The following is a 13,774-nucleotide window of genomic DNA, read 5'->3' as shown; positions in this document are numbered from 1 at the left end:
CGCCATGCTGAAACTACACCACCTCAACCACAGCCGTTCGTTCCGCGTGTTCTGGCTGCTCGAAGAACTCGGACTTCCGTTCGAGGTCATCCATCACGAACGCCATCCCAAAACCCGCATGGGTCCGCCCGCGCTCAAAGCGGCGCATCCCATCGGCAAGGCTCCGGCGCTCGAAACCGAGCACGGCACCATCGTGGAATCGGGGGCGATCATCGATTTCATCCTGCGCCGCTATGGCAATGGCGCACTGGCGCCTGCCGACGACAGTCCCGACCTGCTGCGCTATCTCGAATGGATGAACATCGCAGTGTCGATCGGCACCACCCCGATCATGCTCAAGGTCTATGGACTGGCCGCGGGCCTCGCGGGCACCGAATTCGACCAGCGCGCCGATGCCGAATTTTCAGGCGTGTTGAACTACATCGAACAATCGCTCGAAGGGCATGACTATCTGGTGGGCGATGCCTTCAGCGCAGCCGATATCCAGGTCAGCTTCATTGCCGAACTGGCGCGCGCGCTGATCGGCATTTCTGCCTATCCCAACATGACCGCCTGGCTTGAGCGCGTCCATGCCCGCCCCGCCTTCCGCGCCGCTATAGAGAAAGGCGGCGAATACGCTTACGCTTCGTGATCTGATCCGCCCGCAATCGCATTGCCGGTCAGCCGCCGCGTGACATTGGTCAGCAGCGGCTGGCGCGCAATCGGCGCACCACGCACGCGCGGATCGTCGATCGTGCGCCAGATGTGCAGCGTATCGCCGAATTCCTTGTACTCGGTGATCAACCCGCCGCGCACCTGCAACTGGAAGATGTAGATGTTGCGGTAATCGGCTCCGCCGATGAGCTTCGCCGCGCTTTCCGCCTCGAACCACACCCGCTCACCTTGCGCCACCATCTCGCCGATCTCGAACACGATCGGCCCGTCCAGCGGCAGCACGGCAGTCTGGGCAAAGAACGCATCGACGTCCATCCACCCGCAGAACGGCATATCTCCGCCCACGAAGATCCGGCAATCGGGCGCAAACAGCGCGCGCAAGCCCGCTGCGTCGCCTGCCACCGCCGCCTCGATCCACGCAGTCGCAACGGCTTGCGGACTCATGCTGCAGGCGCCGCCTGATGGAACGCATCGGTCCCGGCAAGGGGCGGCGCATCGGTCAGCAGCATGATGCCCGGCTTTGCCGCGACCACATAAGGCACCGCGTGGATCGCGTGCATCGCGGTCGCCATGCAGGCGTCGTCGGTGGGCATCACGCTGTCCGACCCGATGTCGATCCGCGCATTGATCGTCGGCTCGCCCTCAAGGTCGATCAGCCAGCCGTGTCCCTGTGGCCATTCGGGCGCGAGGTCTTCGGCCATCCGCGTGAAGTGCTGGAGCACGATCCGTTCGCGCCCGCCCGAAATCACCCGCACGCCGAAGTTCATTGCGCCGACGGTTCCGGCAGGAATCGTACCTGCCGCCACATGCAGATCGCGAGGCGTAACTACCGTGTTGCGGAAGTTCTCGATCCGGTCGATCGGCAGGCCCAGAACATCGGCCACCAGCATCCCCGAATGGCGCCAGGTTTCGCCCACAAGTTCCACATTGGCAAAGGCCGGGGTCGGATCATCGGGCGCATAGCCGAAGCCCATCAGGTCGAACATCTGGTAGGTGCTGGGATACTTGTCGTACATCAGCGTTTCCGACGCGACCATCCGGTCCACCCGCCGCGACAGCCGGGCGAGATAGAGCGGCACCGATTCCGCCAGAAACCCGGGCATGATGCCCAGCCCGTGGAAGGTGGAGCCACCCGTGGCGCAAGCTGCGGCCAATTGCGCTTCCACCTCTGGCCCCAGCGATTTGGGATAGATGAAGTTGGCAGCCGTGGTCACCACGTTCTTGCCCGAAGCCAGCAGCGCGCAGATATCGGCGATGCTGCCCGGCACGTCGTTTTCCGCGCCCGCCAGAAACAGCACACAATCTGCTTCGAGCGCGAGGATAGCCGCACGGTCATTGGTCAACGCCACGCCCAGCGGGCCGGTCCCTGCCACGGTGCCGATGTCCTGCCCGGCCTTGTCCGGATTATAGGTAAATCCGCCGACGATCTGGTAGTCGGGGCGCTCTGCCGTGGCACGGATAACCATCTTGCCGGTGTGGCCGGTTGCCCAATGAATGATCCGCAAAGCCATGGCTTTCTCCTGTTATTGCGCCGTCCACCCGCCGTCGACAGGGAGGACATGCCCCGTCACCATCGCCGCCTGATCGCTGCACAGCCACGCGATCGCATCAGCCTGTTCGGACGTGGCGATGACCCGCCTGATCGGCTGGTTGGGCAGCAGGTGGTCGATCACCATCTGCCCCATCTCCGGTCCCGCCTTGTTGTAGGCCTCGGTCGGGGTAACCCCCGGCGCGATGCAGTTCACGCGCACGCCCCGGCCCGCGTAGGATACGGCGGCAAACTTGGTCAGCCGTACCACGCCTGCCTTCGACGCGGCATAGGCTGCACCTGCAGCGCCGACATAGAGCAACCCCGCCAGCGAAGTGACATTGCAGATCGCGCCGCCGCCGTGCCCGATCATGTGTGCAATCTCGTGCTTCATCGACAGGAACACGCTGCGCAGGCTGACGGCCTGTGTGTGCTCCCAAGACTCAAGGCTCTGTTCGTGAAAATCCGCACCCGACGCATCGCGGTGCGCATCGCCCACAATGTTCGCCGCGATGTTCAACGCGCCGAACGCTGCGACCGTGCCCCGCACCAGCGCGGCGACGTCGTCCTCATTGGTGGCATCAGCGCGCAGGAAGCGCACGTCATGGCCCTCCGCGCGCAAACGTTCGGTCGTGGCCTCGCCCGTTTCGGCATTGATGTCCGACAGCATCACCCGCGCGCCGCGCCTGGCAAAGCCTTCCGCCGTCGCCATGCCGATGCCTGCACCTGCTGCGGTGACCAGCGCGACCTTGCCGCTGTAGATCCCGCTCATCCCCAGACCACATGCAAGGCACGCGGCCCGCGCAATTGCGCGCCAACGATTACCGGCGGCGGCTGATCCGGGTCGAGCCGCAGGTTGGGCAAATCGAGCAGGGCGTTGAGCATCGCTTCCATCTCGGTCTTGGCCACCGGCATCCCCAGGCACATGTGCACGCCCGCGCCAAAGCCGACATTCACCTTCTGCGGTCGGTCGATGTCGAACTCGTCGGGGTTATCGAACACAGTCTCGTCGCGGTTGGCCGATCCCGAACACAGCGAAAGCGCTGCGCCTGCGGGCACCTTGACGCCGTGGAACTCCACATCGACGGCAGCCTGCCGCGCAAGGAATTGCGACGCTGTTTCCCAGCGCATTCCCTCGTTCACCGCCTTGGCCACCAGCGAACGGTCATTCCGGATGCGCTCAAGCAAAGCCGGACGTTCAAGCAGCGCGACCAGCATACTGCCGAACGACCGCGTCGTGGTTTCGGCGGCAGCGGGCAGCATCTGGCGGATCAGTTCGGTGATATGCGCATCGTCGAGCATTTCGCCATCGGCCTCGGCGCGCAGCAGATAGCCGATCAGGTCTTCCCCCACCGATCCTTCGGCGCGGCGCTGGCGCACCACCTCCAGCGTATCGTCATATAGTTCCTGCGCGGCGGCAAAGGCGGCGGCCATGCTCGCCTTCGCCTTTTCGGGATCGCGCTGCGGCCCCACCAGAATGCGCATTCCCCGCGCGGCAAATTCCTGCGTCTTCGCCTCGTCCTTGGGAAACCCGATGATTTCGTAGATCAGCCGCACCGGCAGCGGCAGCAGCAGGTCTTCCATCAGTTCTGCCTTGCCGCGCGGCTCGAGCCTCTCGACAGCATCGGCCACAACGGGCGTCAGCAGCGTCTTCCACCCGGCAATCGCCTTGGGCGAAAACGCCGGCGCAAGCAGTTTCCGCGCAACCTTGTGGGTCGCATCATCCATCCCGGTCAGCAGGAATCCGCCGAGGAACTGCCCCAGCCCCTCCTGCAACAGCGTGCTGGTGAAGGTCTTGGGATCGCGCAGAACCTGCAGCACATCGTCATAGCGGAAAAGCGTGAACACCTGCCGCCCGAGGTTGGAATAGTCCGCCTGCGACGGCACGTTCCACTTGGCCAGAATATCGCCAACCATGATCGGCTCGCGGCTGCGGGCTTCGCGATAGACCGCGTGCGGGTCTTCGGTGTCGGTCCCGTAAACGCTGCTCACTTCTGCAAAATCGCGGGAGATTTCGCTCACCTCGGACGGCTTGCCGGTCATTGTGTCACACTCCCTGCGGCAATCGCACATGTAGCGCCGCTTCGCCGATCGACGTGGGGCCGAACACCTGCAACCGCCGCCCTTCGATGGCCCCGAGCAAGGTCAATAGCCCTGCATCCTGATCAGGTCCGGCCGCCAGCACGAAAGCCTCCAGCGCCGCTTCGGCCTCGGGCCAGCGTGCAAAGTCCTGCTTCAGGAATGCACTCACATCCGCGATATTCTGCGCCACCATCGCGGCCCCATAAGCATCGGCACGTGCGACCCATTCGATCAGCTCCGCCGCCTGTCCCTTCTGCCCCTCGGCCACCGCATCCTTCGGTGCGATGCCCGAAAGCGTGTCGGTCAGCTTGGCGATCAGAGTGGCGTTGTCCCCGGTCCGCTCCACCAGCGGCGGCAGTTCGGGCAGCGGCACCCCGGTCAGTTTCGACAGCGCCAGCAGGATCGACCGGCGCAGCGCCAGATCGAACTGGAGATAGACCGAATGCGGATCGGCAGGGCGCGGATCGGCGACCGTGCCGGTAAACTGCATCGTGCCGAGCAACGAGAACTGCAGCACATGGAACAGGACGGCATCATGATCGACCGGTTCCCCGCTCGCCTCGGCATAATAGCCGTAAAGCTCGGCCATCGGCGCGCCCATCGGCTCGATCGTATTGCGCATGCCCATTGTCGCAAGATCGACCATCGGATCGCCGATCATGCTGAATTCGAAGTCATAAAGCTGCGTCATGCGCTGCTCATGGACAAGGAACTGCCCGGAATCGAACTGGATGAAGGCGGCTCGGGTGCGGTGCTTGGGCACGTTGCGGCGTATCCACTGGATCACGAATTCCAGCAGCGGCTCGGGCCGCTTCTTGGTGCGCAGATATTGCGGCATGTAAGTGTTGAGCCCGACCAGCGCGACCTCTTCGGCGCCCTGTGGCACATTCATGTCACCAACGTCGGCGAAGGCATCCACCGGCAGCGCGTGCATCGCCGCCACTGCCGTCATGTATTCGCGGCCCACGATGCTCTGCTGTTCAGGCGTCAGGCCCGAAAGGTCGCGCGTGCCTTTGATCGATTCCATCACGATGCATGGCGGCTCGGCGAGATAGCCGTAGACTTCCGGCACCGGAATGCCTTGGCCGTGCAGCACGCGGATGATGTCCGCCTCACGCTTCAGATCGGGAAAGATCGCCACGTCGCCGGTGCGATCACCGCGCAAATGCAGTTCGACCAACTTGCCGCCGACGTCGACATCGGCGAACCACGCCGGACGCCAGCGCACTTGCTGTTCCATCCGCACGATTTTGCCGCCCATCGTCGCTTCGACGAAATCGCGGATGCGCTGAACGGCGGCATCGTCGTATTCGGGAACGCCGGTGGTCTCGGCCATTACGCGGCCCCGCCATCGGCAGGCGCGAACGCCGCAGCCGCCGCGCGCGTATCCATGTATTCCTTGCCCGAAACGATCAGCCCGTCGCGCACGATCAGCACATTATGATATTCGTTGCGGTAGACCGTGGTCGGGAAAGTCATTTCCCCGCGCACTTCCACCGCCACCCGGTCACCCTCGGCGGTGATGCCGACAATATCAGCCACGCGCCGGTTCGCGGTCAGCAGCCCGTCGCGCACGCTGTCGATGAAGGCCTGGCGCGTCATGTCGCCGAACCCCAGTATCCACCAGGTGCAGTCGGGGTGCTGTAGTGCCTCGACCGTAGCAATATCGCCATCGACCACCGCCTGCATATAGCGGCGTGCCACGTTCTTGTTCGCTTCGACGTCAGTCATTGTCAGGCTTTCCCATTTCCGTAGAACAGGTCGGCGATGCCGGCCGTGTAGTAGGCGATCTTGTCCGGCTCCAGCCCGTAATGCGGGATCACCGGGGTGCAGGCGTCTGCATGTTCCACCCGTTCGTGGAACCGGCGCAGCACTTCGTCCTTGGGGCCGACCAGCGCGATGCTTTCGACCATTTCATCGGTGCAGGCCGCCACCATTCCGGCAAGGTCGCCAGCGGCAAAACAGGCCTGCAACGCGCGCGCCGGATCGCCCATGCCGATGCCGTCGAAATAGCGCAGATACTGCGGCGACTGGCTGTAAAACGCGATGTTGGCGCGCGCATCATTGATCGCCTCGCGCTTGTCCGGGTTCAGCGCCACGAACATCTGCAAGTTAACCGTGATGGCCGAGCGCGGACGCCCCGCCTTGTCCAGCCCGCGCTTGAGTGCAGGCGTTGCCACATCGCGAATCCACTGCGCGTTCCACAGCGGGTGCCCCAGCAAGCCGTCGGTGATCTCGCCCGCCATTTCGCAGGCGTTCTGGAATACGGCGGGAAGGTAGATCGGGATCTCGGTGCGAACGGGGGCTGAAAGCGTGCGAAAATGCGTAAGGTCTAGCTTGTGGTATTCGCCCTCCAGCACGCCCAGTTCGCCAGTATGGCCCTTGGCGACTATCGCGCGGACAAGGCCGATCACTTCGCGCATATGCGCCAGCGGCTTGCCATAAGTCGATCCGAACGCGCCCTCGGTCAGGCTCTGCGCGCTCGAGCCCAGACCCAGAACCGCGCGTCCGCCGCTGATCAGGTCCAGATCCATGATGTTGCACGCCGTTTCCAGCGGGCTACGCACGAAGGCCAGCGCGATGCCGGTGCCGAGCTTCAGCTTCTCGCTGACCGCAGCGGCAGCGGACAGCGGCAGAAACGGTGCGCCGAACGTTTGCGAGGCCCAGATACCTTCCAGCCCGGCGGATTCGTACTGCTCCACCGCCGACACCAGTTGCTTGGCGGGCATCGGCGGTAACTGCGCCCAGATGTGCTCGCTTGCGGTCATGCCCCGGCCTCGTTGCTAAACGTCATAAAGTTCGTCAATTTTCAGATCCTTGGCGGCAACGCAGAACCGTTCGAGCGAGGGCAGCGTGGCTTCCTTGGGATTGATGTTGGACTGCCACGAAACCAGCCCCCACACGATCCAGCGGCGATATTCGGTCCACGCGGTGTCGAAATCGATCACGATGCCGTGCTGCGCCATCACTGCCAGATAGTGCTTGAGCAGATCGCGCTCACCCACGCGGCGGTCGGCAATCGTGATCGAACCTGCCACGAAGTAGCTGTAGTCGCGCCACGGATGGCCCTTGCGCACGATCTGCCAATCGAGGAACAGCCGTCCGCCGTCGCCCAGGCCATAGCTGTTGCCGAGATGCGCATCACCGTGGACGAGGCACAGTGGCGACGTATCGGCCATGTCGTGCGCGCACAGTTGCAACCACGCCTCGCGCAGCTGCTGCGGGTTATCGGCATACCACGCCGGGAACATCGCCACCCGTTCGGGCAGGCGATTCACCTTGTCGTAGTGCTCGGCCATCATCGCCCAATAATCGTCGCCCGCATGATCCGGCGCCATCGCGCGCTGCAGCCATCCCGCCGCGTCCAGCCGGGGATCGGCCCATGTGCTGGCATGAAGCGTGGCCAGCGCCGCCACGCCGTGCATCGCCTGATCGATGGTGATCGGCTCGGCCGAAGTGCCGAACTTGCCGTCCCACCCTTCCATGTCTTCCAGCACCAGCAAGCCCTGCTTGCCGCCTGCGTCATCGTCCCAATCGGCATAGAAGCAGTGCGGCGCGGGCAATTGCAGCCCCTCGCACAAGTCCTTGTAGAACCGCGCTTCGTTGACATTGGCTTCGCCGCTCAGCGGACTGCCCGACCAGTTGGACTTGAGGCACAACCGCCCCGGCAGCACCGCCGGATCAGGCCCGGCAATGGCCACGCGCACTTTGGTGGTGTGGCCCTGGATGATCTCCACCACCTCCATCGCGGTGATCGCGATGTCTGGATAGCGGTGGCGCAGCACGCTCTGGAGCCAAGCGGCATCCACCGCCGCAAGGTCGGTTGGAAGCCGCTCCTCCCGCGCCGGATAACCGCGCGCCGTGGCTGTGCCCACGCTCACCCCTGTTGCCCGGAGGCGTAATCCATCATGTCCATTACATGGGCATGATGCGCCGACATGCCGCCATCGATCACAATGACCTGTCCGTTGATATAGCGCGATTCCGCTGAGCCCAGGAACGCCACCAGCGCGGCGATATCAGCCGGTTCGCCCAGTTCCCCCATCGGCATATGCCGGGCGATAATATCAAATTCCTTGCCCGCCACGCTGCGCGAATGCGGCGTGACAATCGGGCCGGGCGCAATCGCGTTGCAGCGGATCTTCTGCGCGCCGTGCTGCGTCGCCATGTAGCGCGTCATCGAAATGACCGCCGCCTTTGACGTGCCATAAGCAATCCGCGCGGAATCGCCCAGCATCCCTGACCCCGAAGCCAGATTGACGATGGCCCCGCCGCCAGCGGCTGCGATATGCGGAATGGCGTGACGGCAGCAGTATAGGTAGCCGGTGGCGTTGACGTGCAGCGTGCGCTCCCACACATCGTTGGCAATGGTCACGGCGTTGGTATCGCCCATCATCGTGGCCATGTCGGTCAGCGCGGCATTGTTGACCAGCACATCGAGCCGCCCGAACGCGGCAATGGTGCCATCGATGGCGGCTTTGACCGCGTCTTCGTCGCCGATATCAAGCGCAAAACCAGCCGCCTTGTCGCCATAAGCAGCAGCAACCTCCTTGGCCGCATCGCCGACAATATCGGTCACCGCAACGCGCGCGCCTTCGTCGATCAGGCGCTCGACCACGGCCTTGCCGATGCCGCCCGCGCCGCCGGTCACGAAGGCGACCTTTCCGTCAAACCTGTTCATGCGTGGTGATCCTCTTCCATGGCGGAGGCCCGGCGATTTCCTCCGCCGTGGCCGTCCAGAATGCTTGTGAAAATCAGACCTTGGGCATGATCTCTTCGGCCACCCAGCGCAGCCGTTCGATATATTCCGACTTGTCGGTAATCCCCGGCGGCAGCGGCACGATGGTCTCGGTAATGCCGAGGTCCTTCAGCCAGCCGATCTGGTCGATGATCTTCTGCGCATCGCGCGTTCCCGGCGCGCGCGGATCATCCATCACTTCATGATGTGCGCCCACGTTCAGCATTTCGAGCGCGAAGAACACCTCGATCGGACGGCCATCGTATTCGGGCTGCGACTTGATCAGGTCGATGCAGGCGGGGAAGGTTTCGGGCGGCGTGCGGAATGGCGACCAGCCATCACCGAACTTGGCCACGCGCTTCAACACCGGTTCGGCATCGCCGCCCAGCCAGATCGGAATGCGCGGCTTCTGGATCGGCTTTGGCTCGAAGCCTGCGTTCCTGAAGTTGACGAACTCGCCCTCGAAAGTCGGGCTGTCGGACGTCCACAACTCGATGATCGCCGCCAGATACTCGTCCGCCATGCGCCCGCGCTTGTGGAAATCCACGCCGAGCATGTCGAATTCGTCCTTGAGCCAGCCCACCCCGAACAGCGCCTCGGCGCGGCCTCCGGTCAGCCAGTCGAGCGTCGACCATGCCTTGGCCTGCACGATCGGGCTTTGCAGCGGCAGGATCGAAACCGACGACGACAGCCGCAGGTTCCTGGTGCGGCCGCCGAGATACCCCAGCGCCACGACCACGTGGAAATAGTGATAGCCGGACAGGTCATAATGTTCGGGCGGGATCACAAAGTGTTCGCCCAGCATGCACTTGTTGAAACCCAGCGCATCGCCTTCGGCAATCAGGTCGCCAACGTCGGCGCCTGACAGCGCAAATTCCCAAGGCTGCACCATCGCCTTGACGTGCATTGAATTGGGAACGCCCATGTTGAGCTTCATTGTCTGTCCTCCGCCGGTTCGCGCAAGGCCCTCATGGGGCCAATGCTCGTTACGAAAGGATCATGCGCAGACGGGCCTTGGTCACCACCTTCCCAAAGGAAGGGCACCTCGCGCGGCGGCAATATCGTCTGCCGTATCGATGTCGATTGCCAGCCCGTCGCGCCGCAGGACCGCCGCATGGGGCAGGCGCTCAAGGTGCCGCACCAGACTGTCTGGCCCGAAGGTGAAGCCGACGCCAGTGGCTTCACGCATGGCCAATGCGTTGGTGCCCATACCGTGCCGGTCGGTCGCAATCGCTGCGCCGGCACCTTCCGCTGCTCCGAGCAGCGCGTTTATGTCGTCAGCCGTGAGCAACGGCAGATCGGCGTGGACGATCACCATGCGCTCACCCGCCAGCGCAGCACACACGCGGTCCAGCTCGGCGTTCAGCCCCTTGCCGTGATCAGGCTCCCAGATGGTGCCGGGAATGTCGCCCGATTCAGGCGAAAGCACGCGGATCGAAGCGATGGCCGGAACGTCCGCAAGCGTGGCGATCACGTGATCCGCCATGCCTTCTGCCAGCGCCGCCTTTTCCGTACCATCAAGCGCGCCCGCCAAACGGGTCTTGCGGTCCGCTGCCGCCTTCAGCGGAACGATGGCGGTCCAGTTCATCGCCCTGCAATACTGGCGGCAAGGTCCAGCGCCGCCTGCGCCACGCGCGCCTTGTCCTCGTCGTCGCGCATCAAAGTGGCGGTTCGCGCCACGGCCATGCCGTCCGGCGCATCGTCGCCCTGATCGATCACCAGCCCATCGATGAAATCGGCATAGTGCGCGGCGATGGAGGCGTTCGCCAGACGGATGCCGAGTTCATCCATCAGCTTGGCCGTCGGACCCTTCACCGCCTTGCCGCCGATGATCGGCGATACTGCCACGACCGGCGCTTTCGTCTCCGCCAAGGCGCTGCGAATGCCGGGCACGGCCAGCAGCGGATCGATGCTCAGGAACGGGTTGGACGGCGCCACCACCACCGCGTCGGCGCGCGCGATTGCTTCCAACACTCCGGGTGCAGGCAACGCGGCCTCCGCCCCATCAAACAGAATACGGCTCACGCGCGGAACACACCGCCGCGCCACGAAATAGTGCTGGAAATCCAGCAAGCCCTCGTCCGTTTCAAGCTGCGTCGCCACCCGCGCATTGGCCATCGGCAGGATCGCAGCGCCAATGCCGAAGCGGACCGTCAGATCGGCGGTAATCGCATCCAGCCCTTCGCCCGCCGCGAGCCGCGCGGTGCGCAGCACGTGCAGGGCCACATCACGGTCGCCCAACTGGAACCAGTCCGGCCCGCCAAGATCGCGCAAGGTTTCCAGAAAGCTCCAGCTCTCGTCTTCACGGCCCCAGCCCTGCGCCCGGTTGGCCTTGCCCGAAAGCGTATAAAGCAGCGTGTCGATATCGGGCGAAACGTGCAGGCCGAGATGGCGGAAATCGTCCCCGGTGTTGACGATGGCGGTAACGTCGGCTGCGGGCAACACGCGCAGCAACCCCAGCACCAGCTTGGCTCCGCCCACGCCGCCGGTCAGTACGGTCACTTTCACTGGAACAGATCCTCGGCCAACGGGCGCGTCAGGTCGGCAGCCGGGCGCGCTGCGCCTGCCACGGCGTAGCCGCGCACGATCACGGCAGGAATCCCCTCGCCGCCCTCGCCCATCGCCAGCGCCGCCGCGCTTGCCAGCAGGTCGGCCACCGCGATCTGCGTCACTTCCAGCTTGCGCCCGTCCCGGTCGAGCAGTCCGCGCCGGTCATCGATGGCGGGAAGCCCCGCCGCGCCAATGCCCACCGCGACCACGCCCATGCGCCATGGCCTGCCGAAACTGTCGGAAATCACCACCGGACAGCCCAGCGCTGCGGAAATCCGCGCCGCCGAGGCATCTGGATCGGCTGGCAGGAGCAACGCGCGCTCGTCGTCCCCAGCACCGATGTTTGACCTGTCGATGCCCGCATTGGCCATGACCAGCCCCAGCTTGTGCCGCGTGATCAGCACGTTTGGCACCGCGCGCACAACGTCGCTTGATTCTTGCAGAACCAGTTCCACCAGCCGCGCATCCTTGCGCGTCACTTCGGCCAGCCGCAACGCTTCCGTCCCCGGCACGACCTCCGCCAGCGTCACCGAGCGGCCCTCGGCCTTGGACACGATCTTCTGCGTCACGATCAGCACATCGCGCGGCCCCAGCTGCGTGCCGGCGCTGGTCACCGCGCTTGCCAGCGTTGCGACGAGGTCTTCGCCTGGACGCACTTCACCGATGGCAGACAGCGGAATGATCTCGATGGCAGACACGGCGCGCGGTTTCCTACAGGGTTCTGACTCTCCCACTCAGTCAGCGGGGGGAATCAGCTCTCCTGTGATGCGAATCCCTGCGCCGTCAACCTTGTAGGTCTTGTTCATGAAGATCAGGATCGACGTCATCGCCTCGGCAGCGGCGGAATTGACCAGCGCGCCTGCGTGCAGTCCGCGCAGCCCCATCGCATCGGCCAGCGCCACAACTTCGCCGCGTGCTGCCTTGTCATCGCCGAACACGAGCACATCGCAGCCAACGTCGATATCCTGCGCCAGCTTGTGCGCGGCCACGTTGTGAAAGCCAGAAACCATCGTCACGCCTTCGCCGAGCAGGCCCTGCGCACGCACCGCTGCCGATCCTTCGGCGGGCAATTGCACGCGCATCACCTTGGGCGGCACCAGCGGCACCGTGGTATCGACCACGATCTTGCCCGCCACGTGCGGCTTGATGTCGGCCAGTGTCGCTTCCTGCGCCGAAAACGGTACGGTCACGATGATCAGGTCGGCCTGTGCTGCGGCATCGGCATTGGCCATGCCGACAAGGCCGTGGCCCAGTTCAGCCGCCTTTTCCTGTGCCGCCTCGGCCTTGCGCGATCCGATCAGGACCGTGCGGCCCGCACGCGCCAGACGCCACGCGATGGCAGCGCCCAGATTGCCGGTGCCGCCGATGACGCCAATGACCTGCCCGCTCATGCCGCACCTGCCGCAGCGTGTGCCATGAAGCGCTGCATGTCGGCATAAACGCCCGAATGCGCGGTAAACCCGCCATCGGCGACAATCGAAGCGCCGGTGATATACCGCGACTGGTCGGAAGCCAGGAACGCCGCCACTTCGGCAATATCGTCGGGCGAGCCAAGGAAGGGCACAAGGTTGTGCTCCATCATCAGCGCCTGCGCTTCGGGCGGCAGGTTCTCGTCGAGCGCTTCGGTCATCACAAGGCCCACGACGATCACGTTGGCGCGGATGTTCTGCTTGCCATATTGCGTGGCGACATAGCGCGACAGGCCCAGCAGCCCTGCCTTGGTCGTGCCATAGGCCGGGTAATCGAGATCGCCCGCGAGTCCCTTGCCCGACCCGGTAAAGATGATCGAGCCTCCGCCCTGTTTCTGCATGTGCGGGATAGCGTGCTTGGCAGCCAGCATCGAACCGGTCAGGTTGGTGGCGAAGGCCTTGTTCCAGAATTCCACGGTCATGTCGGTGATCGCGGCATCCTCGAACATCGCGCCGGTCTGCGCGGCGTTGCTGTGCAGGATGTCGAGCTTGCCGAAAGTGTCGACCGTGCGCGCGATCCCGGCGGCAATCGAATCCTCGCTCGTCACGTCCATGCCGATGGCGAGACCCTGGCTTCCCAGCGCCTCGATTTCGGCGACAACACCTGCCAGCTTGGATTCGGTCCGCCCGGTAATCGCCACTTTGGCGCCGCGCGCGGCAAACATCTTGGCGGTTGCCCGCCCGATGCCGCTGCCGCCGCCCGTGATAATCGCAACTTTGCCCTCAAGCGGACGGCTCAAATCAACCATTTCC

16 protein-coding genes are annotated in these 13,774 nt (G+C 64.3%); 1 reads left to right on the top strand and 15 read right to left on the bottom strand.

What is annotated here, in order from left to right; translation table 11 throughout:
* Positions 1 to 4: 4 nt before the first annotated feature.
* A complete protein-coding gene (locus tag RM192_RS16475; protein WP_311508718.1) occupies positions 5 to 631 on the top strand; it encodes a glutathione S-transferase family protein in 627 nt (208 codons plus the stop codon).
* On the opposite strand, the gene RM192_RS16470 is transcribed toward RM192_RS16475, so the two are convergent.
* The 15 genes from RM192_RS16470 to RM192_RS16400 form a co-directional block, all read right to left on the bottom strand.
* A complete protein-coding gene (locus tag RM192_RS16470) occupies positions 619 to 1,098 on the bottom strand; it encodes a nuclear transport factor 2 family protein (RefSeq protein WP_311508717.1) in 480 nt (159 codons plus the stop codon). The two genes, RM192_RS16475 and RM192_RS16470, sit on opposite strands and share 13 nt — an antisense overlap.
* Complete coding sequence (locus tag RM192_RS16465; protein ID WP_311508716.1) at positions 1,095 to 2,165, bottom strand: hypothetical protein; 1,071 nt, start codon at positions 2,163 to 2,165, stop codon at positions 1,095 to 1,097. Before RM192_RS16465 ends, RM192_RS16470 begins: the two co-directional genes overlap by 4 nt.
* 12 nt (positions 2,166 to 2,177) lie before the next feature.
* Complete coding sequence (locus RM192_RS16460; protein ID WP_311508715.1) at positions 2,178 to 2,954, bottom strand: SDR family oxidoreductase; 777 nt, start codon at positions 2,952 to 2,954, stop codon at positions 2,178 to 2,180.
* Entirely contained in the window at positions 2,951 to 4,225 is a 1,275-nt protein-coding gene (locus RM192_RS16455; protein WP_311508714.1) for a cytochrome P450, read from the bottom strand. The genes RM192_RS16460 and RM192_RS16455 overlap by 4 nt, the downstream gene beginning before the upstream one ends.
* 4 nt (positions 4,226 to 4,229) lie before the next feature.
* Positions 4,230 to 5,600, bottom strand: a complete 1,371-nt coding sequence (locus tag RM192_RS16450; RefSeq protein WP_311508713.1) for a phosphotransferase — start codon at positions 5,598 to 5,600, stop codon at positions 4,230 to 4,232.
* The gene (locus tag RM192_RS16445; RefSeq protein ID WP_311508712.1) at positions 5,600 to 5,995 is read right to left on the bottom strand and encodes a nuclear transport factor 2 family protein; all 396 of its coding nucleotides are present in this window, start codon (positions 5,993 to 5,995) and stop codon (positions 5,600 to 5,602) included. The genes RM192_RS16450 and RM192_RS16445 overlap by 1 nt, the downstream gene beginning before the upstream one ends.
* 2 nt (positions 5,996 to 5,997) lie before the next feature.
* Positions 5,998 to 7,032 (bottom strand): LLM class flavin-dependent oxidoreductase, encoded by a 1,035-nt coding sequence (locus tag RM192_RS16440; protein WP_311508711.1) that lies wholly within the window; start codon positions 7,030 to 7,032, stop codon positions 5,998 to 6,000.
* 15 nt (positions 7,033 to 7,047) lie between these two features.
* Complete coding sequence (locus RM192_RS16435; RefSeq protein ID WP_311508710.1) at positions 7,048 to 8,139, bottom strand: phosphotransferase; 1,092 nt, start codon at positions 8,137 to 8,139, stop codon at positions 7,048 to 7,050.
* A 2-nt stretch (positions 8,140 to 8,141) separates the two neighbouring features.
* A complete protein-coding gene (locus tag RM192_RS16430) occupies positions 8,142 to 8,945 on the bottom strand; it encodes an SDR family NAD(P)-dependent oxidoreductase (protein WP_311508709.1) in 804 nt (267 codons plus the stop codon).
* Positions 8,946 to 9,018: 73 nt separating this feature from the next.
* Positions 9,019 to 9,939 (bottom strand): TIGR03619 family F420-dependent LLM class oxidoreductase, encoded by a 921-nt coding sequence (locus tag RM192_RS16425; RefSeq protein ID WP_311508708.1) that lies wholly within the window; start codon positions 9,937 to 9,939, stop codon positions 9,019 to 9,021.
* An 81-nt stretch (positions 9,940 to 10,020) separates the two neighbouring features.
* On the bottom strand, positions 10,021 to 10,590 hold the full coding sequence (gene cofC, locus RM192_RS16420; RefSeq protein WP_311508707.1) for a 2-phospho-L-lactate guanylyltransferase: 570 nt from the start codon (positions 10,588 to 10,590) through the stop codon (positions 10,021 to 10,023).
* The gene (cofD, locus tag RM192_RS16415) at positions 10,587 to 11,510 is read right to left on the bottom strand and encodes a 2-phospho-L-lactate transferase (RefSeq protein WP_311508706.1); all 924 of its coding nucleotides are present in this window, start codon (positions 11,508 to 11,510) and stop codon (positions 10,587 to 10,589) included. Before cofD ends, cofC begins: the two co-directional genes overlap by 4 nt.
* Positions 11,507 to 12,250, bottom strand: a complete 744-nt coding sequence (gene cofE / locus RM192_RS16410) for a coenzyme F420-0:L-glutamate ligase (protein WP_311508705.1) — start codon at positions 12,248 to 12,250, stop codon at positions 11,507 to 11,509. Before cofE ends, cofD begins: the two co-directional genes overlap by 4 nt.
* A gap of 36 nt (positions 12,251 to 12,286) precedes the next feature.
* Positions 12,287 to 12,943 (bottom strand): NADPH-dependent F420 reductase, encoded by a 657-nt coding sequence (gene npdG / locus RM192_RS16405; RefSeq protein WP_311508704.1) that lies wholly within the window; start codon positions 12,941 to 12,943, stop codon positions 12,287 to 12,289.
* Positions 12,940 to 13,770 (bottom strand): SDR family oxidoreductase, encoded by an 831-nt coding sequence (locus tag RM192_RS16400; RefSeq protein WP_311508703.1) that lies wholly within the window; start codon positions 13,768 to 13,770, stop codon positions 12,940 to 12,942. Before RM192_RS16400 ends, npdG begins: the two co-directional genes overlap by 4 nt.
* Between the last annotated feature and the right edge of the window lie 4 nt (positions 13,771 to 13,774).

Source organism: Novosphingobium sp. MMS21-SN21R, from assembly GCF_031846015.1.
In the GTDB taxonomy this organism is placed as follows: domain Bacteria; phylum Pseudomonadota; class Alphaproteobacteria; order Sphingomonadales; family Sphingomonadaceae; genus Novosphingobium.
This window is presented reverse-complemented; position numbering and strand designations above follow the sequence as displayed.